This is a genomic window from Streptomyces sp. NPDC017056 (assembly GCF_044332485.1).
In the GTDB taxonomy this organism is placed as follows: Bacteria; Actinomycetota; Actinomycetes; order Streptomycetales; family Streptomycetaceae; genus Streptomyces.
On sequence record NZ_JBIRPD010000009.1, the window covers coordinates 251641 to 270931 of the forward strand.

At 72.2% G+C, this 19291-nt stretch carries 18 protein-coding genes; 10 read left to right on the plus strand and 8 right to left on the minus strand.

Annotation, left to right across the window (positions count from 1 at the left end; genetic code table 11):
* Window positions 1–51: 51 nt before the first annotated feature.
* Complete coding sequence (gene glgX, locus ACH4OW_RS18610) at window positions 52–2460, minus strand: glycogen debranching protein GlgX (protein WP_398028953.1); 2409 nt, start codon at window positions 2458–2460, stop codon at window positions 52–54.
* A 251-nt stretch (window positions 2461–2711) separates the two neighbouring features.
* Here glgX and ACH4OW_RS18615 point away from each other — a divergent pair, with 251 nt between their 5' ends.
* The 7 genes from ACH4OW_RS18615 to ACH4OW_RS18645 all read left to right on the plus strand — a co-directional run bounded on the left by ACH4OW_RS18615 (window position 2712) and on the right by ACH4OW_RS18645 (window position 9620).
* The gene (locus ACH4OW_RS18615) at window positions 2712–3899 is read left to right on the plus strand and encodes an Ig-like domain-containing protein (protein ID WP_398028955.1); all 1188 of its coding nucleotides are present in this window, start codon (window positions 2712–2714) and stop codon (window positions 3897–3899) included.
* A 223-nt stretch (window positions 3900–4122) separates the two neighbouring features.
* Window positions 4123–5349: an Ig-like domain-containing protein gene (locus ACH4OW_RS18620; RefSeq protein ID WP_398029090.1), complete on the plus strand. Its 1227-nt coding sequence runs from the start codon at window positions 4123–4125 to the stop codon at window positions 5347–5349.
* An 81-nt stretch (window positions 5350–5430) separates the two neighbouring features.
* Complete coding sequence (locus ACH4OW_RS18625) at window positions 5431–6198, plus strand: enoyl-CoA hydratase-related protein (RefSeq protein ID WP_360135449.1); 768 nt, start codon at window positions 5431–5433, stop codon at window positions 6196–6198.
* 275 nt (window positions 6199–6473) lie between these two features.
* Window positions 6474–7016 carry an ATP-binding protein gene (locus tag ACH4OW_RS18630; protein ID WP_360135447.1) on the plus strand — a complete coding sequence of 181 codons (543 nt, stop codon included), beginning with the start codon at window positions 6474–6476 and terminating at the stop codon, window positions 7014–7016.
* 446 nt (window positions 7017–7462) lie between these two features.
* Window positions 7463–7918 carry a hypothetical protein gene (locus ACH4OW_RS18635; RefSeq protein ID WP_360135445.1) on the plus strand — a complete coding sequence of 152 codons (456 nt, stop codon included), beginning with the start codon at window positions 7463–7465 and terminating at the stop codon, window positions 7916–7918.
* 59 nt (window positions 7919–7977) lie between these two features.
* On the plus strand, window positions 7978–8793 hold the full coding sequence (locus tag ACH4OW_RS18640) for a DsbA family protein (protein WP_398028958.1): 816 nt from the start codon (window positions 7978–7980) through the stop codon (window positions 8791–8793).
* Window positions 8790–9620 carry a cytochrome c biogenesis CcdA family protein gene (locus ACH4OW_RS18645; protein ID WP_398028960.1) on the plus strand — a complete coding sequence of 277 codons (831 nt, stop codon included), beginning with the start codon at window positions 8790–8792 and terminating at the stop codon, window positions 9618–9620. Before ACH4OW_RS18640 ends, ACH4OW_RS18645 begins: the two co-directional genes overlap by 4 nt.
* A gap of 81 nt (window positions 9621–9701) precedes the next feature.
* On the opposite strand, the gene ACH4OW_RS18650 is transcribed toward ACH4OW_RS18645, so the two are convergent.
* The 5 genes from ACH4OW_RS18650 to ACH4OW_RS18670 all read right to left on the minus strand — a co-directional run bounded on the left by ACH4OW_RS18650 (window position 9702) and on the right by ACH4OW_RS18670 (window position 13334).
* A complete protein-coding gene (locus tag ACH4OW_RS18650) occupies window positions 9702–9953 on the minus strand; it encodes a hypothetical protein (RefSeq protein ID WP_398028962.1) in 252 nt (83 codons plus the stop codon).
* A 70-nt stretch (window positions 9954–10023) separates the two neighbouring features.
* Window positions 10024–11349 carry a dGTP triphosphohydrolase gene (locus ACH4OW_RS18655; protein ID WP_360135437.1) on the minus strand — a complete coding sequence of 442 codons (1326 nt, stop codon included), beginning with the start codon at window positions 11347–11349 and terminating at the stop codon, window positions 10024–10026.
* A 9-nt stretch (window positions 11350–11358) separates the two neighbouring features.
* Window positions 11359–11703, minus strand: coding sequence for a hypothetical protein (locus ACH4OW_RS18660; RefSeq protein ID WP_360135435.1), 345 nt, complete (start codon window positions 11701–11703; stop codon window positions 11359–11361).
* Window positions 11704–11875: 172 nt separating this feature from the next.
* The gene (nadE, locus tag ACH4OW_RS18665; protein ID WP_360135433.1) at window positions 11876–12706 is read right to left on the minus strand and encodes an ammonia-dependent NAD(+) synthetase; all 831 of its coding nucleotides are present in this window, start codon (window positions 12704–12706) and stop codon (window positions 11876–11878) included.
* Between the two features lie 73 nt (window positions 12707–12779).
* Window positions 12780–13334, minus strand: a complete 555-nt coding sequence (locus ACH4OW_RS18670; RefSeq protein ID WP_360135431.1) for a GH25 family lysozyme — start codon at window positions 13332–13334, stop codon at window positions 12780–12782.
* 518 nt (window positions 13335–13852) lie between these two features.
* On the opposite strand from ACH4OW_RS18670, the gene ACH4OW_RS18675 reads away from it, so the two are divergent.
* The 3 genes from ACH4OW_RS18675 to ACH4OW_RS18685 are packed head-to-tail and all read left to right on the plus strand — an operon-like array spanning window position 13853 to window position 15851.
* Complete coding sequence (locus ACH4OW_RS18675) at window positions 13853–14116, plus strand: hypothetical protein (RefSeq protein ID WP_360135429.1); 264 nt, start codon at window positions 13853–13855, stop codon at window positions 14114–14116.
* A gap of 56 nt (window positions 14117–14172) precedes the next feature.
* Window positions 14173–14841, plus strand: coding sequence for a class I SAM-dependent methyltransferase (locus tag ACH4OW_RS18680; protein ID WP_398028966.1), 669 nt, complete (start codon window positions 14173–14175; stop codon window positions 14839–14841).
* Window positions 14838–15851: an HNH endonuclease gene (locus ACH4OW_RS18685; protein ID WP_398028968.1), complete on the plus strand. Its 1014-nt coding sequence runs from the start codon at window positions 14838–14840 to the stop codon at window positions 15849–15851. The genes ACH4OW_RS18680 and ACH4OW_RS18685 overlap by 4 nt, the downstream gene beginning before the upstream one ends.
* Before the next feature lie 57 nt (window positions 15852–15908).
* On the opposite strand, the gene ACH4OW_RS18690 is transcribed toward ACH4OW_RS18685, so the two are convergent.
* Together ACH4OW_RS18690 and ACH4OW_RS18695 are read right to left on the minus strand one after the other, a co-directional pair.
* Window positions 15909–17291, minus strand: a complete 1383-nt coding sequence (locus tag ACH4OW_RS18690; RefSeq protein ID WP_360135423.1) for an L-serine ammonia-lyase — start codon at window positions 17289–17291, stop codon at window positions 15909–15911.
* Between the two features lie 123 nt (window positions 17292–17414).
* Complete coding sequence (locus tag ACH4OW_RS18695) at window positions 17415–19079, minus strand: APC family permease (protein ID WP_398028970.1); 1665 nt, start codon at window positions 19077–19079, stop codon at window positions 17415–17417.
* Window positions 19080–19291: the final 212 nt, after the last annotated feature.

The following is a 19291-nucleotide window of genomic DNA, read 5'->3' on the forward strand; positions in this document are numbered from 1 at the left end:
GGACGCGCGGGACACCCGGGCCGGAGGAAGCGAATGCGGTTGCTCGGCCCGTCAGTCCGTCAACACGCGGAGCAGCAGTACCGACCGCTCGGGGACGGTGAGCCGGGCGCCGGCGCGCAAGGTGGTCCCGGGCGGCTCGTCCTGGTCCTCGCGGGAGGTGTCGACGACCAGTTCGTACGCGTCGGCCCAGGGCGGCCCGGGAAGGGTGCAGGCGGCCGGGCGGTGGCCGGTGTGCAGGACGGCGAGGAAGCTGTCGTCGGTGACCTGGCGGCCCTCGGGGTCCCGCTGCGGGATGTCGGTGCCGGAGAGGTACATGCCGAGCGTGGCGGTGGGCGCGTACCAGTCCTGTTCGGTCATCTCCGTACCGCGCGGGGTGAACCAGGCCAGGTCCCGCAGGCCGTCGGGGCGCTGCGGGCGGCCCGAGAAGAACGCGCGGCGGCGCAGTACGGGGTGGTCGCGGCGCAACGCGATCAGGCGGGACGCGAGCGTGGCCAGCGTCCGCCAGCCCGGGTCGCGGAGCAGCGACCAGTCCACCCAGCCGGTCTCGTTGTCCTGGCAGTAGGCGTTGTTGTTGCCGTGCTGCGTACGGCCCATCTCGTCGCCCGCGACCAGCATCGGGACGCCGGTGGACAGCAGCAGGGTGGTGAGCAGGTTGCGCAACTGGCGGCGGCGCAGGGCGCGTACGGAGGCGTCGTCGGTCTCGCCCTCGGCGCCGCAGTTCCAGGAGCGGTTGCCGTCGGTGCCGTCGCGGTTGCCCTCGCCGTTGGCCGCGTTGTGCTTGTACCCGTAGGACACCAGGTCGCGCAGCGTGAAACCGTCGTGCGAGGTGATGAAGTTGACCGAGGCGTACGGGCGGCGCCCGCCCCACGCGTAGAGGTCGCTGGACCCGGAGAGCCGGTAGCCGAGGTCGCGGACGTCGGGGTGCGCGCCGCGCCAGAAGTCGCGCACGGTGTCGCGGTAGCGGTCGTTCCACTCCGTCCACAGCGGGGGGAAGGCGCCGACCTGGTAGCCGCCGGAGCCCACGTCCCAGGGCTCGGCGATCAGTTTGACCCGGCGCAGCACCGGGTCCTGCGCGATCACGGCGAGGAACGGCGAGAGCATGTCCACGTCGTGCATGGAGCGGGCCAGCGCCGCCGCGAGGTCGAAGCGGAAGCCGTCCACGCCCATCTCGGTGACCCAGTAGCGCAGCGAATCGGTGATCAGGCGCAGCACGTTGGGCTGGACGACGTGCAGGGTGTTGCCGCAGCCCGAGTAGTCGGCGTAGCGGCGGCTGCCGTCCGCCAGGCGGTAGTAGCCGCGGTTGTCGATGCCGCGGAAGGACAGGGTGGGGCCCAGCTCGCTCGCCTCGGCCGTGTGGTTGTAGACGACGTCGAGGACGACTTCGATGCCGGCGTCGTGCAGGGCCCGTACCATCCGCTTGAACTCGCCGACCTGCTGGCCGCGGGTCCCGGAGGCGGCGTAGGCGGCGTGCGGCGCGAAGTAGCCGATGGAGTTGTAGCCCCAGTAGTTGCGCAGGCCGCGGCGGAGCAGGTGGTCCTCGTGGGCGAACTGGTGGACCGGCATCAGTTCGACGGCGGTGACGCCGAGGCGGGTGAGGTGGGATATCGCGGCGGGGTGCGCGAGGCCCGCGTACGTGCCGCGCAGCTCTTCGGGGACGCCAGGGTGGCGCATGGTGAAGCCGCGCACGTGCAGTTCGTACAGGACGGTGTCGGACCAGGGCGTCTTGGGCCGCCGGTCGTCCATCCACTCGTCGCCGCCCTCCTCCGGGTCCTCGTCGCCGACCACGACGCCCTTGGGGACGTACGGGGCCGAGTCGCGGTCGTCGCGCACGGTGTCGGCGACGTGCTGCTGCGGCCAGTCGCGCACGTGCCCGTACACCTGGGCGGGCAGCGTGAACTCGCCGTCCACGGCGCGCGCGTACGGGTCCAGGAGCAGCTTGGCCGGGTTCCAGCGGGCGCCGGTCCAGGGGTCCCAGCGGCCGTGCACCCGGTAGCCGTAGCGCTGGCCCGGCCGTACACCGGGCAGGAAGCCGTGCCAGATCTCGTGCGTCAGCTCGGCCAGCGCGCGGCGGGTCTCGCGGCCCTCCTCGTCGAAGAGACACACCTCGACGGCCTCCGCACCGCCCGCCCAGAGCGCGAAGTTGGTGCCCGCGACGCCGTCGGGGCCCGTACGGTAGCGGGCCCCGAGAGGCTGCGGGCTGCCGGGCCGTACCGGTGCGGGCAGCGGGGCGGCCTGCGGCTCCGCGCCCGGCGCGGCGGCGGGCGCGGGCAGCCGGGCGGGGGGTACGCGCACCCGGTGGCCGTTGACGGGCGCCGAGCCGTTCCCCTCCGCGTCCGGGCCGGGCTCCGTGTCCGTGCCAGGGGACGCGCCCTCGGGGCCCTCGCGGTCGTGCTGTCCGCTCCGGCCGCCGTCTTCGCCCCGCACGTCCTGCACTGACTCCTGTTCGGGTGCGCTCGACACAGGGCAGCCTCCCGCGGCTCAGGGCTCGGTCGGGCAGGGCCCCGCGCGGCGTCCCGGCCGCGCCCGGCCCCGTCCTCCCCTGGGTTCTTCCCGCAACGGGCCGTCGGCTCACGTTTCTCCGCGCCGGGCGCGTCGTTGATCTGTCCGTGACCTATCGCGGTGTGACATATCGGGACACGAGACAGCAGTCTCCCGTCCGGGGGGTTCCGGTACGGCGGGCCCCGCACCGCCGCGGCGGCGGGCCGTCCGCCGTGACGGCCGCGGCCGTCACCGCCGCCGTCCTGGCGGGCGCGGCGGCACTGGCCGGCTGCGGCGTCCCCGACGTGCTGACCGGCGGCAAACCGCGGTCCCCGAAGGAAGCCATCAGGGTGTCCCCGGACGACGGCGCGAAGGACGTACGGGCCTCGGACCGCATCCGGGTGCGGGTACCGGACGGGCGGCTGGAACGGGTCGCGGTCAGCCGCATCGAGGACGACGGGAGCATGCCGGTGCAGGGCCGGATCGCCCCGGACGGGCTGAGCTGGCGCCCGACCGCGCCCGCCGGGCTCGCGCCGGCCGCCCGGTACGTGGTGGACGCGGTCGCGCTGGACGGGCACGGCCGCCGCTTCGCCCGCCACACCACCTTCACCACCTACGTGCCTCCGCACCGCTTCGTCGGCTTCTTCACGCCGGAGCACGGCGCCACCGTCGGCACCGGCATGATCGTTTCGCTGGAGTTCAACCGCCCGGTCGCCGACCGCGCGGCCGTCGAACGCGCCGTCTCGGTCACCGCCCGGCCCGCCGCCGAGGTCGCCGCGCACTGGTTCGGCGCCCGCCGCCTGGACTTCCGGCCCCGCACCCGCTGGCGGCCCGGTACCGAGGTGACCATGGACCTGCGGCTGCGCGGCGTCCAGGCGGCTCCCGGCGTCCTCGGCACCCAGCGCAAGAAGGTGCGGTTCAGGATCGGCCGGGATCAGACCAGCAGGGTTGACGCGGCGGCGCACACGATGACGGTGTGGCGCGGCGGGCGGCGGCTGGCGACCCTCCCGGTGACCGCGGGCAGCCTCGGCAGCCCCACGTACAACGGGAAGATGGTGATCCTCGAACGGCACCCGGTGACCCGGATGGACGGGGACACGGTGGGCTTCGGCGGCGAGTACGACATCCCGGACGTGCCGCACGCGATGCGCCTGACCACCTCGGGAACGTTTCTGCACGGCAACTACTGGGCGACCCGGCGGATCTTCGGCGGCTCCAACACGAGCCACGGCTGCATCGGGCTGCGCGACACCCGGGGCGGCGGGCCCGACACCCCGGCCGGCTGGTTCTACGAACGTTCGCTGGTCGGCGACATCGTGGAGGTCGTGCGCTCCCGCGACCGCGTGGTCGCGCCCGACAACGGGCTCGGTGGCTGGAACATGCCGTGGCAGAAGTGGCGCGCGGGCTCGGCGCTGCCGTAGAGACGCCGTGACACGGGGTTGAATCCGGCCGAGTTCGGGGCGAACCGGACTCCCATCCGTGCGTTCCCGCCCCACGCCTACCACTTGAGGCCGAATGGTGACATCGCCGGGTGAAGCCACTGTCAGTGCGGTGTGGTTATCTATCGGCTGAGCGTGCGTGGGTAGGTATGCGCGTACGGGGGAGTGCGGGCCGGGCGAGGGAACAAAGGGGCCAGTCGTGAACGTGCAGCAGGGGCATCCGGTGCCGGGGGCGTGGCGGGGACGACCGCGAAGCAGCAGCGCGCTGCTCGCGCTGCTGCTCGGAGCGCTGCTGATACTGGTCACCGCCTGCGGCGGGGGCGACGACAAGAAGCAGGGCGGCGGGACCGACGCGGACAAGCAGCCCTCGCAGGCCGCCGTGACGATCACGCCGGGGGACGGCGCGAAGGACGTGGCCACCGACGGCGCCCTCAAGGTGACCGCCTCGCGGGGCAAGCTGTCCTCGGTCAAGGTCAAGGACGACAAGGGCAACGCGGTCGCGGGAAAGCTGACCGGCGGCTCCGTGTGGCAGCCCGCCGGCAAGCTGCGCGCGTCCACGACGTACCAGGTCGACGCCGTCGCGGTGGACGACCAGCTGCGCGAGTCGGCGCGGCACTCGACCTTCACCACCCTGGTGCCGAAGAACACCTTCGTCGGCCGGTACGTACCGGAGGACGGCCAGACCGTCGGCGTCGGCATGCCGGTCTCCGTCAACTTCACCCGGGGGATAACGGACCCCGAGGCGATCGAGAAGGGCATCAAGGTCACGGCCGAGCCCTCGGTGCCGATCGTGGGCCACTGGTTCGGCAACGACCGGCTGGACTTCCGCCCCGAGAAGTACTGGGCCCCCGGGACGAAGGTCACGCTCAGCATCGACCTCAAGGGCGTCGAGGGGCGGCCGGGCGTCTACGGCACGCAGTCCAAGCGCATATCCTTCACGGTCGGCCGCAGCCAGGTGAGCACGGTCGACGTGAAGGCGAAGGAGATGTCCGTCGTCCGCGACGGCAAGAAGATCAAGACGATCCCCGTCACCGCGGGCGCCCCCGGCACCGAGACGTACAACGGCCAGATGGTGATCAGCGAGAAGCACGAGGTCACCCGGATGAACGGGGAGACCGTCGGCTTCGGCGGCGAGTACGACATCGCGGACGTGCCGCACGCCATGCGGCTGAGCACGTCCGGCACCTTCATCCACGGCAACTACTGGTCCGGCCGCTCGACGTTCGGCTCCCGCAACGCCAGCCACGGCTGCATAGGTCTCTTCGACCAGCGCGGCGGCGGCGACAGCTCCACCCCGGCCGCCTGGTTCTACGCCAACTCGCTGATCGGCGACGTGGTCACCGTCAAGAACTCGCACGACGAAACGATCGCTCCGGACAACGGGCTCAACGTGTGGAACATGTCCTGGGAGAAGTGGCGGTCCGGCCGGTAGGCCGACCGGCGCTCGCCGGCGTCCGCGGCGTGACCGAAGGGCGCCGGTCCGTGCCGCGTTAACGCGGGCTAACCTGCCCCCATGACTGTGAACTTCGAGGTCGCCGAGGGCGTCGGCACCATCCGCCTGGACCGCCCGCCGATGAACGCACTGGACGTCGCCACCCAGGACCGGCTGCGCGAGCTGGCCGAGGAGGCCACCCGGCGCGAGGACGTGCGCGCCGTCGTCGTCTGGGGCGGTGAGAAGGTGTTCGCGGCCGGCGCGGACATCAAGGAGATGCAGGACATGGACCACGCCGCCATGATCGTGCGCTCCAAGGCCCTGCAGGACTCCTTCACCGCGGTCGCGCGCATCCCGAAGCCCGTGGTCGCCGCGGTCACCGGTTACGCGCTCGGCGGCGGCTGCGAGCTGGCGCTCTGCGCCGACTTCCGGATCGCCGCCGACAACGCCAAGCTGGGCCAGCCGGAGATCCTGCTCGGCCTGATCCCGGGCGCGGGCGGCACCCAGCGGCTGGCCCGGCTGGTCGGCCCGTCCAAGGCCAAGGACCTGATCTTCACGGGCCGCCAGGTCAGGGCCGACGAGGCGCTGGCGATCGGGCTGGTGGACCGGGTCGTGCCGGCGGCCGAGGTGTACGAGCAGGCGCACGCCTGGGCGGCCCGGCTCGCGGCCGGCCCCGCGATCGCCCTGCGGGCCGCGAAGGAGTCGGTCGACGCGGGCCTGGAGACCGACATCGACAACGGTCTGACGATCGAACGGAACTGGTTCGCGGGCCTGTTCGCCACCGAGGACCGGGCGACCGGCATGCGCAGCTTCGTCGAGGAAGGGCCGGGCAAGGCCAAGTTCGCCTGAGACGTATGTGGTTGGCGGGGCTCTTGGGAATTGGCCGGATGCCGATGCCTCGTGCGGGCGAATCGCGGTACACGCCGTGACGCCCCGCAGGGGCCCCGCCCACTGCGCCTGATCATCGGGTAGGCACATGAAGTCACCGCAGGCCGGAGCGGTTTTGGCCGAACTTTTCCTGCCTTCGGCATATGCCGGGGCGGGGGTCCGGAACCGGCTATTCCGGGCAGGGCATTCCCTCCGTTCCGCCCCCGTGACGCCCCGGTAACAGCCATGATGGGGGCATGGCGGGCCTCGAAGGAATGGAGCAGCCGCGGCCGCGGAGCGGCACGGCCGCCGCACGCTGGGGACTTCCCGGAGGTCACCCGGGCGCGGACGGGGAGAGCGGCCCGGCCGACGAGGACGATCTCGCCGCCAGGGCGCTGCAACTGGTGGGTGACCCCACCCTGGAAGAGGTGCGGCTGCCCTCCCGCCCCGAATCCGCCCTCACCGCCCGCCGGCTGACCCAGTCCGTGCTCCTCAAGCGCTGGTCCCTGTCGCCGCAACTGACCGAGCACGCCGTTCTGTTGGTCTCCGAGCTGGTCGGCAACGCCGTCCGGCACACCGGCGCGCGCACCTTCGGGCTGCGGATGCTCCGCCGCCGTGGCTGGATCCGTATCGAGGTGCGCGACCCGTCCCGCGGTCTGCCCTGCCTGATGCCCGTCCACGAGATGGACATCAGCGGGCGCGGCCTCTTCCTGGTGGACAAGCTCTCCGACCGCTGGGGCGTCGACCTGCTGCCGCGCGGCAAGACGACCTGGTTCGAGATGCGGGTCATCGACCGCTGAGCGGCAATGCGGGGACGGCCGTACGGCACGGCCCGCAAACGCGACTGGGGCCTGCCCGCTGTATGTGCGGGTGAGGCCCCAGTGTCGACCGCCGGCGGGCGAAAGGGGTGTACCCGCGGGGTCTGAACGACCTGGCCCGGGTCAATGGGGGTCGCTGCACCGACTATGGCAGGCCGGTCGCGACCTTGCCAAAGGTGCATTACGGACAGATGGCATCGTATGTAGATCAATCACAAGGAGATCAAAGGTGAGCTGCGCCACCGGCCTTGTATTCAGTGGTTAGGTAATCGATTCCCTCAATGGTTATGCGGTCAAGATCGTGGGATGTACAAACAGTTTCGTGTCAGGGCCCCCGGGGTGGCGGTCGGACGTCGGCGACCGCGCCCGCAATCCGTAGGATGGGCCGCTCACGCGCCGGGAGAAGGAAGCGGAAGGAGGCACGGGGCATGGAACGCGTACGCCGCTCGGCCACCGCGACCCTGCTGCTCCTGCTCGCCGTCACCTTCGGGCCGCTGCTGTGCCGGGTGGGCGGCGCCCAGCCGGCGCCCGCGGCAGGCACCGCCGTGGCACAGGCCGCCGCCCTCATACCGGCCGCCGCCGACCGCGCCCCGTCCGGCCGCGCCACGCCGGAGCGCGCCGCCGCCGACTGGACCGAGGCCGGTCCGGCGGCCGGCGTCCCGGTGGCCGAGGGGACGAAGAAGTGCTCACGCCAGCACGCCCCCGGCCAGAACGAGTCGGTTCCGGTCCCCACCCCGAACCGCGGTGAGCCGTCCGCGCCCGCCGCCACCGGCCCCGCCCCGCTCGCGGCCGACGGCCCCGCCTGCTTCGCGCTCGCCCGCCCGCCCACCGGCACCGCGCCCGCCACCGACCACACCGCCCTCCTGCCCGTACTGCGGATTTAGGCCGCCGCCCAGCGCACCGGCCGGCCATCCACCCACCCCAGTACGTCTGGAGCACCCGTATGCCCGCTTCCGCATCACCCACCCGCAAGATCGCCGCCATCGGCGCCGTCCTCGCCCTGGTCGTGGCGCTCGTCGCCATCGGCATCGCCGTCGGCAAGGCCGTCGAGGGCGGTTCCGACGGCGCCTCGAAAACCCCCGGCGCCGCCGCCTCCGTGTCTCCCCAGGAGGACGACGACCAGCAGGCGCTCTACGACCAGCTCGCGCGGCAGACCATCCGGCGCGTGGACGGCGACCCGCTCGCCGTCGGCAAGAAGGACGCCCCCGTCGTCCTGGTCGAGTACGCCGACTACCAGTGCTCGTTCTGCGGACGCTTCACCCGCGAGACACAGCCCGAGCTGATCAAGAAGTTCGTGGACGACGGCACGCTGCGCATCGAGTTCCGCAACTTCACCATCTACGGCGCCGACTCCGAGCGCGCCGCCCGCGCCTCCTGGGCCGCCGGGCAGCAGGGCAAGTTCTGGCAGATGCACGACCAGCTGTACGCCAAGACCAACAAGGGCAGCGCCCTGGCCGAGGACAAGCTCGTCGAGATGGCCCGCAAGAGCGGCGTCGCCGACCTCGACACGTTCCGCACCGACCTCGGCAGCCCCGCCGCCGCTGCCGCCCTCAAGAAGGACCAGGACGAGGGATACGGGCTCGGCGTACAGTCCACGCCGTCCTTCCTCGTCAACGGCCGCCCCATCGCGGGAGCCCAGGCCACCGGGGTCTTCGAGCAGGCGGTCGCCCAGGCCGCCGAGCGGGCGAAGCAGGCCGGCACGCCCGGCGCCCCGGGGAAGGGACGGGGTTCCGGCACGGCGGAGGAGCCGGCGAAGTGACCGACATCGGCTACCTCGCCGCCTTCCTGGGCGGCGCCCTCGCCCTGCTCAGCCCGTGCAGCGCGCTGCTGCTGCCCGCCTTCTTCGCCTACTCCCTCTCCCACCCCGGCCGGCTGCTGGCCCGTACCGGCGTGTTCTACCTGGGCCTCGCCACCACCCTGGTCCCGCTCGGCGCGGCCAGCACGGCCGCCAGCCGGCTGTTCAACGGCCACCGGGACCTGCTCGTCGCCATCGGCGGCTGGGTGGTCATCGCCATGGGCGTCGCCCAGATCCTCGGCCTCGGCTTCGCCTTCAAGCGCGCCCAGCAGGCAGCGGCGCGGATCACACCGCGCTCGGCCGTCTCCACGTTCCTGCTGGGCTGCGTCTACGGCCTCGCGGGCTTCTGCGCCGGGCCGATCCTGGGCGCGGTGCTGACGGTGACGGCGGTCAGCGGCTCCCCGGTCTACGGGGCCTCGATGCTCGCCGTGTACGCGCTGGGCATGGCCCTGCCGCTGTTCGTGCTCGCGCTGCTCTGGGACCGGTTCTCGCTGGGCAGCCGGGGCTGGCTGCGCGGCCGGGAATTCACCGTCGGAAAACTCCGGCTGCACACCACCTCGCTGCTGTCCGGCCTGTTCTTCATCGGCATCGGCGTGCTGTTCCTGACGTTCAACGGGACCAGCGCGCTGCCCGGGATCCTGGACGCGGACACGGAGGTCCGCATCGAGGGGTGGGCCACGCGGATAGGGAACGCCGTGCCGGACTTCGTGCTGGTCGCGGTGGTCGCGCTCATCGTCGCGGCGGTCCTGGGACGTATCGCGCTGCGCCCGGAGAAGCGCCGGGAGGACTGAGGCACCCGGCCCCGGCGTACCTGCTCCGAAGCGGCCGGTACGCCGGGGCCGCGGACCGGACCGTGTCCGGTCGCGGCGATGTCACCAGCTCATGTCCCTGGCGACCTCCTCCTGCGCGGCGGCGATCTCCTCGGCGGTCGAGCCGGTCAGGTCGGTGTCGGCGTCCCACTCAAGGCGGGACAGCAGATCCGCCAGGGCCTGCTTCTGGGCGGGGTGCGTCACCGGCACGGCGTCGAGATCCGTGCTCGTCAGCCAGTCGAACAGCACGACGGCGTCGGCACGCCACATCCGTACGGTCACGGTGGCCGGCCCGGCGGACGCATCGGTGGTCATCGGTCCATCATGCCCGTCGACCACCGGCGCCCCGGCAACCGCGGGACCCGGCCGGTACCGCCGCCGCCGTTCACAGCCACACGTTGTCGCTGACCGACCCCAGTCCCGTACCCGACAGCCGGCGGTGCAGGGCCACCGCCTGGTCCTCCGTGAGGGAGGCGACGTGGTCCGCCGCGGCCCGCAGCCGGTCGCCGTGCAGGGACAGCTCCTCGGCCCGGTCGGCGGGCAGCAGTTCCGGCGCGTCGTGGGTCCAGCGCAGCAGCTCGCCGACGATGCGGCGCTTGCCGTGCTGCTGCGTGGCCAGCGCCGGCCGGTCGATGACATAGCACCACACCAGCTCCTTGAGCAGGTCGCAGGCGGCGCGCCGCTCGTCGGGGATCACCAGGCGGGCCCCGTAGCGGATCGCGTCCGGGCCGCCGACCTCCAGCTCGATGCCCCGGGTGAGGTACGCGATCAGGTCGGCGGTGCGGCGGTTGACCGCGACCGCGTCCTCGTGGCCGCCGCTGTACGGCGCGTGCACGGCCAGCCGCTTGCCGATGTCCGCCATCAGCAGCCGCGCCGTGTCCCGGTCGAACGCCTCGCCCGCGCGCGCCCGCTTGGCCTGTACGTAGTCCAGGAAGCGCCGGGTCTCCCGCTCGGTGTCACCGCCCGCCGCGCCGTCCGGCGGGAAGAGCGCGGCCAGCGGGATCAGGCCGGTGCGGTAGAAGTCCTCCACGTCGTGGCAGGCGTAGGTGACGTCGTCGGCCCAGTCCATGACCTGCTCCTCGACCGGTACGGCGGTGTCCGTACGGCCCGCCCTGACCCAGGCGAACGCCTCCCGGTCGGCGACGTACACGCCCCACTTCACATGGCGCGCCGGGCTCTGGTCGACGGGCGCCCGCTCCCACGGGTACTTCGTCGACGCGTCCAGGCAGGCCCGGGTCAGGTGCAGGCCGCGGTGGCCCGGGTACTTGTGCGCGGCGAGGAAGGTGAGGACCCGCAGCGTCTGGGCGTTGCCCTCGAAGCTGTCCAGCACGCCGTCGGCGAAGTGCAGCTCGTCCATGGTCGTGCGCAGCGCGAGCTCGCCGGCGTGCCCGAACGGCGGGTGGCCGATGTCGTGCGCCATGCAGGCCGCCTCGACGAGGGCCGGGTTGGGGCCGCCGTACCGGCGCTCCAGCCGCTCGGCCATCCGCCGTCCGAGCTGCGCCACCTTCATCGAGTGCGTCAGCCGGGTGTGGTACGCGCCCAGCTCGGCGCTGGCCACCACCTGGCTCTTGCCGGCCAGCGCCCGCCACTGGGTCGAATACAGGATCCGGTCCACGTCGTGCTCGAATCCGGAGCGCTGTCCGTCGTCGGGCACCCGGCGCCGCAGGGAGTGCTGTTCCAGGTCTTCGTCGCTGTACTTGGCCGGTCGCATGGGCGGATGCTACGCGCTGCGCCCAAGGTGCCCTCCCCGGTCCCGGTGGTACGGCTGGTGGGGGCCGGCGTCCGCACGGCGGCGGCGGTCGTTGCACAGCAGGCACTTGCCGTACCCCGGAGGCAGTGGGTCCTCGGGGTCGCCGTACAGCGGATCGACGGCGCCGTGGGGATGTATGGCGCAGCCGGTCGGCCCGGCCGCGGTGCTGAGCGAGCTGGCGGCGGTCAGCGCCTGCCGCAGGACGTCGACGAGCTGGTCGGCGTCCCGCCGGGTGGGCGCCGCCTGGAGGGAGGAGGCGATGTCGGATGCGGTCGTCAGCGCGGTCTGGAGTTCGCGCAGGTCTGCGTAACCCATGCTCCGGAGCGTAGAGGCCCCCACTGACAGTTGATCTTCCGATCGCATTTCACGGCTTCGCATGCCCCATGCATGCCCGCCGCCGGCCACGATTGCGCACATCCGCGGTGACCGTCCCCTTGCCGGAGCATGACGGGCGAGGGGACGGCGGCCGGGAGCGGGCCGGTGCCGGTCAGGGAGCGATCGGCAGCTCACGCTTGTGGGCCGTGGCGTGGTAGCGGCGCACGATCGACTCGTACGCCTGCTCGCCGACCGGCTTGCCTTCGAGGAAGTCGTCGATCTCGTCGTACGTGACGCCCAGGGCGTCCTCGTCCGGCTTGCCCGGGTCCAGCGTCTCCAGGTCGGCGGTCGGCACCTTCTTGACCAGCTCGGCCGGGGCGCCCAGCGCGTCGGCCACGGCCCGCACCCGGCGCTTGGTCAGGCCGGTGAGCGGGACCACGTCCGCCGCGCCGTCGCCGAACTTGGTGAAGAAGCCGGAGACCGCCTCGGCGGCGTGGTCGGTGCCGACGACCAGGCCGTCCTGGGCGCCCGCGACCGCGTACTGCGCGATCATGCGCTGGCGGGCCTTGATGTTGCCCTGGACGAAGTCCTGGTGCCGGTCGTCCCGGAAGGCGAGCCCGCCGGCCAGCGCCGCCTGGAGCATCGCGTCGCTCGCCGGGCGGATGTCGACGGTCAGCTGCCGGTCGGGCTTGATGAAGTCCAGCGCCAGCTGCGCGTCGTGCTCGTCGGCCTGCACGCCGTACGGCAGCCGCATCGCGTGGAACGTCGCGTCGTGCCCGGCCGCGCGGGCCCGCTCCACCGCCAGCTGGCACAGCCGGCCGGCGGTGGTGGAGTCCACGCCGCCGCTGATGCCCAGGACCAGCGCGCGCAGGCCGGTGGACGTCAGCCGCTCCGCGAGAAAGGCCACCCGGCGCTCGATCTCGGCCTGGGCGTCGAACGACGCGGACACCTGGAGATCCCGGGCGATCTCCTGCTGCTGGGACGTGGACGCCGGGTCGGTCACGGCTGCTCCTTCACACGAGGGGCCAGCGCGGTGCGCAGTGCCTGCGCGGTGCTGGTGCGGACACCTACAGACTCTATGCCGGAGCCGCCCAGTTCTTCATGGCGGCCCTGTCCGGGAAGTCGGCCACGTCCTTGTCCAGCGGCCGGCTCGTGTACTGGTGGAAGAGCCAGTCGGCCTGGATGCGCGGTTTCCCGGCGGACACGTAGTCGGCGATCCACAGGCCGTCGGCGGCGTAGGAGGTGGAGTCGTGGTTGAGCCAGAAGTCGCGGTTGCAGTAGAGGATCACGCGGTGTGTGGGCCGCAGCCGCTTGACCTCCTTGAGGAACTCGTCCTTCTGCGCGTTGCTCGCGTACGTGCCGCCGCCGGTGCGCTCCCAGTCCGCCGCCAGCAGGTCACCCTCCTCGGACGCGCACTCGTCGACGAAGTACCTCGCCTGCGCCGCGATGTTGCCCGGCCACAGGAAGTGGTAGAAGCCCACCACGCAGCCCGCATCGCGGGCCTTGGCCGCCTGCGCGTTCTGATGCGGGTTGATGTACGAGCGGCCCTCCGTCGCCTTGATGATCACGAAGTCAAGACCGGTCGCCGAATACGACGGATTGTGTGAGCTGACGTCGACGCCATGCAGCATGAGCGGCCTCCTGCCGACCGAAAACGATCGATTACGATGCGTCACCTGGTGTTATCAGCAGTTCAACATGTCCACGGCATCTTCCGCCAGGGGTCGGCGTCGAACTTCCGCTGATCAACGCCTTGTTGATGCGCGAGCGGTCGTCTGTGACGTTCTCCGATCACTCGTGACCGGCTGCCCGGATCGGTAGCCATGCGTAGGCATCGGGCCCTCGGATACCGGGGAGGGGTTACGGGACCCGGTCGGCGAGGACGCGCGGGCCGGCCGGGAAACCACCACGGTTCGGCCAGGCCCCGTGCGCCGACCCGATGCGCCGACCCCGTACGTCACAGCCCCGCACTCCCGCACCCCGAGAACCCTGCACCACTGCTTGGCCCCCAAACGATTCATCACCGTCCCAGATGTTCGCCAAGGCGCGCATGTACCGGCACGGAGGCGAGCAACACCCCCCTGGGCGACGGTGGACGGCACCGCCGCCACCGGCACCGTACGCACCGCCCGCCAGGGGGAGGCTCGTCATGGAACACCAGCACGGCGGCACACAGTCACGCTGCCCCGCGGCGCCCGCCAAGGACCCGACCCCGTGCGAGGGCCCGCGCGAGGCGGCGACGATCGTCTACCGCCACGGCCACGAGGTCGCGGGCTGCGTCCACCACTGCGCCCGGCTCCTGGCCGGCCTCGAAGGCGCCCGCGTCCACCCCTTCGTCCCGGCACCCAGCGCCCTGGAGGTGTACCTGCGAGCCCGCGAACTCCCCCCGTTCGCCTGGGAAATAGGCAAGTGAGCGGGGGCGGGGCCGGGCTGGGCGGCGTTGTCAGTGGCGGGTCGTAGGGTGCGGGCATGACGAGAACGAGCAGGGGAGCGGACAGCCGGTCCGGTGACGCGCGGCCGTCGACGGCAGGGGCCGCGCCGGGCGTCCAGCCGTACTACGCACGGGCGGCGGAAGCACTGGCCGGGCGGTATGAGAGCGTCCGGTTCGAGACCGTGCACGGCGACTTCCTGCCCCTGCTGCCCGCGGCCCCGGCACGCGTCGCCGACATCGGCGCCGGCACCGGCCGGGACGCCGCCGCGCTGGCCGCCCTCGGACACGACGTCCTGGCCGTCGAGCCCGTCGCCGAGCTGCGCGCCGTCGGCAGGCGGCTGCACCCCTCCCCGGCGATCCGCTGGCAGGCGGACTCCCTGCCCGCCCTGTCCGGCATCGAGGACGAGGAGGGGAGCTTCGGCCTGATCCTGCTCTCCGCCGTGTGGATGCACCTGGACGCCCCGGACCGCCCGGTGGCCATGCGGCGCCTGCACACCCTCCTCGCCCCGGGCGGCCGCCTGCTCCTCTCCCTGAGGCACGGCCCACCACCCGCCGACCGGCAGATGTACGACATCCCGGCCCCCGAAACAACCACCCTCGCCGCCCGACACGGCCTGACCCCGATCCACGAGAGCGCCCACCCGGACGAGCTCGGACGCGACGACATCCACTGGACCTCCCTCGCCTTCGAGAAGGAGCGGATGTGACCCACGACGACTTCTACGCCACCGACCCGTCGGCCCGTGCGTCCTGGCGGTTGGCGATCCTCATGGGCCGCAACTCCCGCACGTACAAGTTCGCCCTCGGCAATGCCTTGCTGCACCACGCGTCCCAGGGCCACACGGAGATCCCGCTGCGCGACCTCGCCGCCCCGTATGCGATGACTCTTCTCGAACGCGCTGCCCGGGCGCCCCAGGCGCCGGAGGGCACGGCCGCGCGCGAGACGGACTTCCTGACCGTCGCGGCGCGCGAGAGCGCGGAGTCCCGCCGCCTCGGCCGTCCCACCGAGCGGCTGCTGGCCGCGGCGGAACGGTCGATGCAGGTGATGGTCATGCGCAAGTTCCACCATCACGGCGGTGCCGAGGTGCCCCACCGCTTCTACGAGCTGGCCGGCAGCCCGCGCAGCCGGACGGTGCTGCTCAGTTCCGCCCTCGGCCGGGTGGCCGGGTCGTACGGGGTCGACGGGCTCCGTGCCGAGCTGGACGCCCGGTGGAGCATCGTGGAGAACTCCTTCGCGACCGGGATAGGCCGCACCCTGATAGAGGAGGGCGTCCGCGTCGACCGGGAGACGCTGCATCTGACGGACCGGCGCCGGCGCCGTCCGGTCACCGGTGTCGCCGCGGCCGTGGCCGGGTTTCAGCACGGGCGCTGTCACATATGCGACGAGCCGGTCGGGCCCGCCGACCGGATCGCCGTCGACCACGTCTTCCCGTACGCGCTCATGCGGCGCTTCGAGAGTGTCGGCGGGTGGCGCGGGCCCGACCTGGACACGCTGTGGAACCTCGCCGTCGCCCACGAGAAGTGCAACGGGGCCAAGAGCGACCGGATGCCGACCGAGGAGGAGCTGACGCGGCTGGCCCGGCGGAACGAGGCGATCATGCGGTCGCCCTGGCCGCTGCGGACGACCTTGCGGATCAGCCTGGAGGGAGCCGGGCGCGGCCGGCGGATATCCGGCTGGAGGGCGTTCCTGCGGGAGGTCGAGAAGGTCTGCGCCTGAGCGGCCGGGCCCGGCCCGGCGGCCGGGCGCCGGCACGTCGTGGGCCGGGCCCCGGCGTCAGCACTCGATGATGTTGACCGCCAGCCCGCCCCGGGCGGTTTCCTTGTACTTGACGCTCATGTCGGCGCCGGTGTCCTTCATGGTCTTGATGACCTTGTCGAGGGAGACGTGGTGGCGGCCGTCGCCGCGCAGGGACATGCGGGCGGCGGTGACGGCCTTGACGGCGGCCATGCCGTTGCGTTCGATGCACGGGATCTGGACGAGGCCGCCGACCGGGTCGCAGGTCAGGCCGAGGTTGTGCTCCATGCCGATCTCGGCGGCGTTCTCGACCTGCTCGGGGGTGCCGCCGAGGACCTCGGCCAGGCCGCCGGCCGCCATGGAGCAGGCGGAGCCGACCTCGCCCTGGCAGCCGACCTCGGCGCCGGAGATGGAGGCGTTCTCCTTGAAGAGCATGCCGATGGCGGAGGCGGCCAGCAGGAAGCGGACCACGCCGTCCTCGTCCGCGCCGGGCACGAAGTTGATGTAGTAGTGCAGGACGGCGGGGATGATGCCGGCCGCGCCGTTGGTGGGGGCGGTGACGACCCGGCCGCCGGCCGCGTTCTCCTCGTTGACGGCCATGGCGTAGAGGGTGGTCCACTCCATGGCGTGGGCCTCGGCGTTGCCCTCGGCGCGCAGCGCGCGGGCGCCGTTGGCGGCGCGGCGGCGTACCTTCAGGCCGCCGGGCAGGATGCCTTCGCGGGACGTACCGCGGGTCACGCAGTCCCGCATGACCTGCCAGATCTCCAGCAGTCCGGCGCGGATCTCGTCCTCCGTGCGCCAGGCCTTCTCGTTCTCCAGCATGAGGGAGGAGATGGACAGGCCGGTCTCGCGGGAGAGGCGCAGCAGCTCGTCGCCGGTGCGGAAGGGGTACTTCAGTACGGTGTCGTCCAGCTTGATCCGGTCCTCGCCGACCGCGTCCTCGTCGACGACGAAGCCGCCGCCGACGGAGTAGTAGGTCTTCTCCAGGAGCGGGGCGCCGGCCGCGTCGTACGCGAAGAGGGTCATGCCGTTGGCGTGGTACGGCAGGGAGCGGCGGCGGTGCAGGATCAGCTCGGTCGACTCGTCGAAGTCGATCTCGTGGTCGGTGCCTATCTCGGCGCCGAGCAGCCGCAGCCGGCCGCTCTTGCGGATCCGCTCGACCTCGTCGTCGGCGGTCTCGACGTCGACGGTGCGGGGGGAGTGGCCCTCCAGGCCGAGCAGGACGGCCTTGGGGGTGCCGTGGCCGTGGCCGGTGGCGCCGAGCGAGCCGAAGAGTTCGGCCCGTACCGCCGTCGTCTGCGCGAGCAGGCCGTCCTTCTTGAGGCGCCCGACGAACATGCGGGCGGCGCGCATCGGTCCGACCGTGTGGGAGCTGGACGGGCCGATGCCGATGGAGAAGAGGTCGAAGACGGAGATGGCCACGGTGGCGGACTCCCTTGTCTGCTCGTGGTGGACGGTGGAGCAAATAGAGCTAAAGGGGCGGACGAAACAGGAGGTACGTTTCTGCGCCGACTGTCGAGCCTAACCCGGACGGCGGACAGACTTTCAGACGGAGGCCATCGGACGGCTGTCCTCCGGGTCAACTACGGAAGACGCAGTGGGGCCGGTCCCGCCGTCGAGCACCGGGTCGGGCCCGGGCAGGCCCGCCCGGTGGGCGAGGACCCCGGCGCGTACCGCCCAGTAGTAGAAGGCGACGGCGGAGAGCGCGACGAGGGCGATGTCCAGGCCGCCGGGGATGACGCCGTGGCCGCCGAAGTCGGGGCTGCCGAGCGCGGACAGCACGGACATCCACACCAGGAAGCCGACCAGCCACCAGGCGGGCGCGAAGTGCCGGCGCAGATTCCGTTCGCCGCGGCACCGCAGCACCACCGCGGCGACCGGCGCCGCGATCAGCGTCAGCAGCGCGACCTTGCCGGTGTCGGGCCACTTCGACCAGTACAGCGCGCAGGCCGCGAAGGCGAAGGTCAGCGGGCAGAGGACCTTCGCGGCGGGCAGCCGGAACGGGCGCGGCAGGTCCGGCTTGGTCTGCCGGAAGACGCCGACCGCGATCGGGCCGATGAGGTACGAGATGACCATGGCGGCGGAGATCACACTGGCCAGCGCGTTCCAGCTGTGGCCGACGGTCACCAGCAGCAGGACCGAGAAGCCGAGGTTGAGCCACATCGCGGGGCGGGCGGTCCCGTACCGGGGGTGCACGGCGGCCAGCTTCTTGGGGAAGAAACCGGTCTCGGCGAGGTTCTGGACCATGTACGCGGCGGACGCGACGTTGGCGATGTTGGAGCCGGCCGGCGAGATGAAGGCGCCGAACTGGAGCATCGTGACGACCCAGTGCAGCATCAGGACCTTGGCCAGGTCGGCGAAGGGCGAGTTGAAGTTCACCCCCTGCCAGCCGCCGGCCTGCGCGAGCTGCTCGGGCGGCACCGCGCCGAGGTAAGCGGCCTGCAGCGCGAGGTAGATCACCAGGCCCAGCGAGAGCGCGCCGACCAGCGCGATCGGAATGGCCCTGCCGGGGTTCTTGGCCGCGCCGCCGAGGTTGACCACGGCCTGGAAGCCGTTGAAGGCGAAGACCACGCCGCAGGTGGTCACGGCGGTCAGCACGGCGGGCCAGCCGTACGGAGCGAAGCCGCCCTGGGCGGTGAAGTTCGAGGTGTGGAAGCCGGAGGCGATCAGCGCGGCCACGGCCAGCACCGGGATCGCGAACTTGACCAGCGTCAGGACCGTGTTGGCGCGGGCCAGCAGCTGGACCGACCAGTAGCAGGTCAGCCAGAGCGCGCAGGTCAGCAGCAGCGCCACGCCCATGCCGCCCGTGGTCAGGTGGTGGGTGGCCGGGTCGACCAGCCCCTGGGCCCAGCCGAAGCTCCAGGACGACATGTACTGGGTGGCGGCGATGGACTCGATCGGGATGAGCGAGGCGACCGCGATCCACACCGCCCAGCCGGTGAGGAAGCCGAGGACGGGGCCGTGCGAGAGGTGGCCGTAGCGGGCCATGCCGCCGGGGATGGGGTAAGCCGAGCCGACCTCCGCGTAGGACATCGCGATCATGCCGATGAAGACGGCGCCGATGACCCAGGCGACGAGCGCCGCGGGCCCGGCCACCTGGGCGGCGGCGCCGGCGCCGAAGAGCCATCCGGAGCCGAAGATCGAACCGATGCCGATCATGATCAGCGCGAAGAGGCCGATCCCCTTGCGGTTGCCCGCGCTCATGTCCATGCCGTGCGTGTTCCGTCCTGCTGTGGTGCGAAGGGCCCCGCGTCGTTGAGGGGCCGTTCTCAGCCTATGGGGCGGAAAATCACCGTAAGGGGGACGGAAAAGCCGTGCGCCCGAGGTCAACGACCCCGGGCGCACGGCCTGTTCACCCCTCGGACACCGCCTCGGCGGCGCCTTGCGGGGCGTACTTCATGAAACGCGTCACACGGCCGCGG

Bases quoted from the DNA above. Each gene is read 5' to 3' on its own strand.
- ACH4OW_RS18625 (WP_360135449.1), top strand. From the start codon at position 5,431: ATGACTGTGAACTTCGAGGTCGCCGAGGGCGTCGGCACCATCCGCCTG.
- ACH4OW_RS18630 (WP_360135447.1), top strand. From the start codon at position 6,474: ATGGCGGGCCTCGAAGGAATGGAGCAGCCGCGGCCGCGGAGCGGCACG.
- ACH4OW_RS18635 (WP_360135445.1), top strand. From the start codon at position 7,463: ATGGAACGCGTACGCCGCTCGGCCACCGCGACCCTGCTGCTCCTGCTC.
- ACH4OW_RS18640 (WP_398028958.1), top strand. From the start codon at position 7,978: ATGCCCGCTTCCGCATCACCCACCCGCAAGATCGCCGCCATCGGCGCC.
- ACH4OW_RS18650 (WP_398028962.1), bottom strand. From the start codon at position 9,953: ATGACCACCGATGCGTCCGCCGGGCCGGCCACCGTGACCGTACGGATG.
- ACH4OW_RS18655 (WP_360135437.1), bottom strand. From the start codon at position 11,349: ATGCGACCGGCCAAGTACAGCGACGAAGACCTGGAACAGCACTCCCTG.
- ACH4OW_RS18660 (WP_360135435.1), bottom strand. From the start codon at position 11,703: ATGGGTTACGCAGACCTGCGCGAACTCCAGACCGCGCTGACGACCGCA.
- ACH4OW_RS18670 (WP_360135431.1), bottom strand. From the start codon at position 13,334: ATGCTGCATGGCGTCGACGTCAGCTCACACAATCCGTCGTATTCGGCG.
- ACH4OW_RS18675 (WP_360135429.1), top strand. From the start codon at position 13,853: ATGGAACACCAGCACGGCGGCACACAGTCACGCTGCCCCGCGGCGCCC.
- ACH4OW_RS18680 (WP_398028966.1), top strand. From the start codon at position 14,173: ATGACGAGAACGAGCAGGGGAGCGGACAGCCGGTCCGGTGACGCGCGG.
- ACH4OW_RS18695 (WP_398028970.1), bottom strand. From the start codon at position 19,079: ATGGACATGAGCGCGGGCAACCGCAAGGGGATCGGCCTCTTCGCGCTG.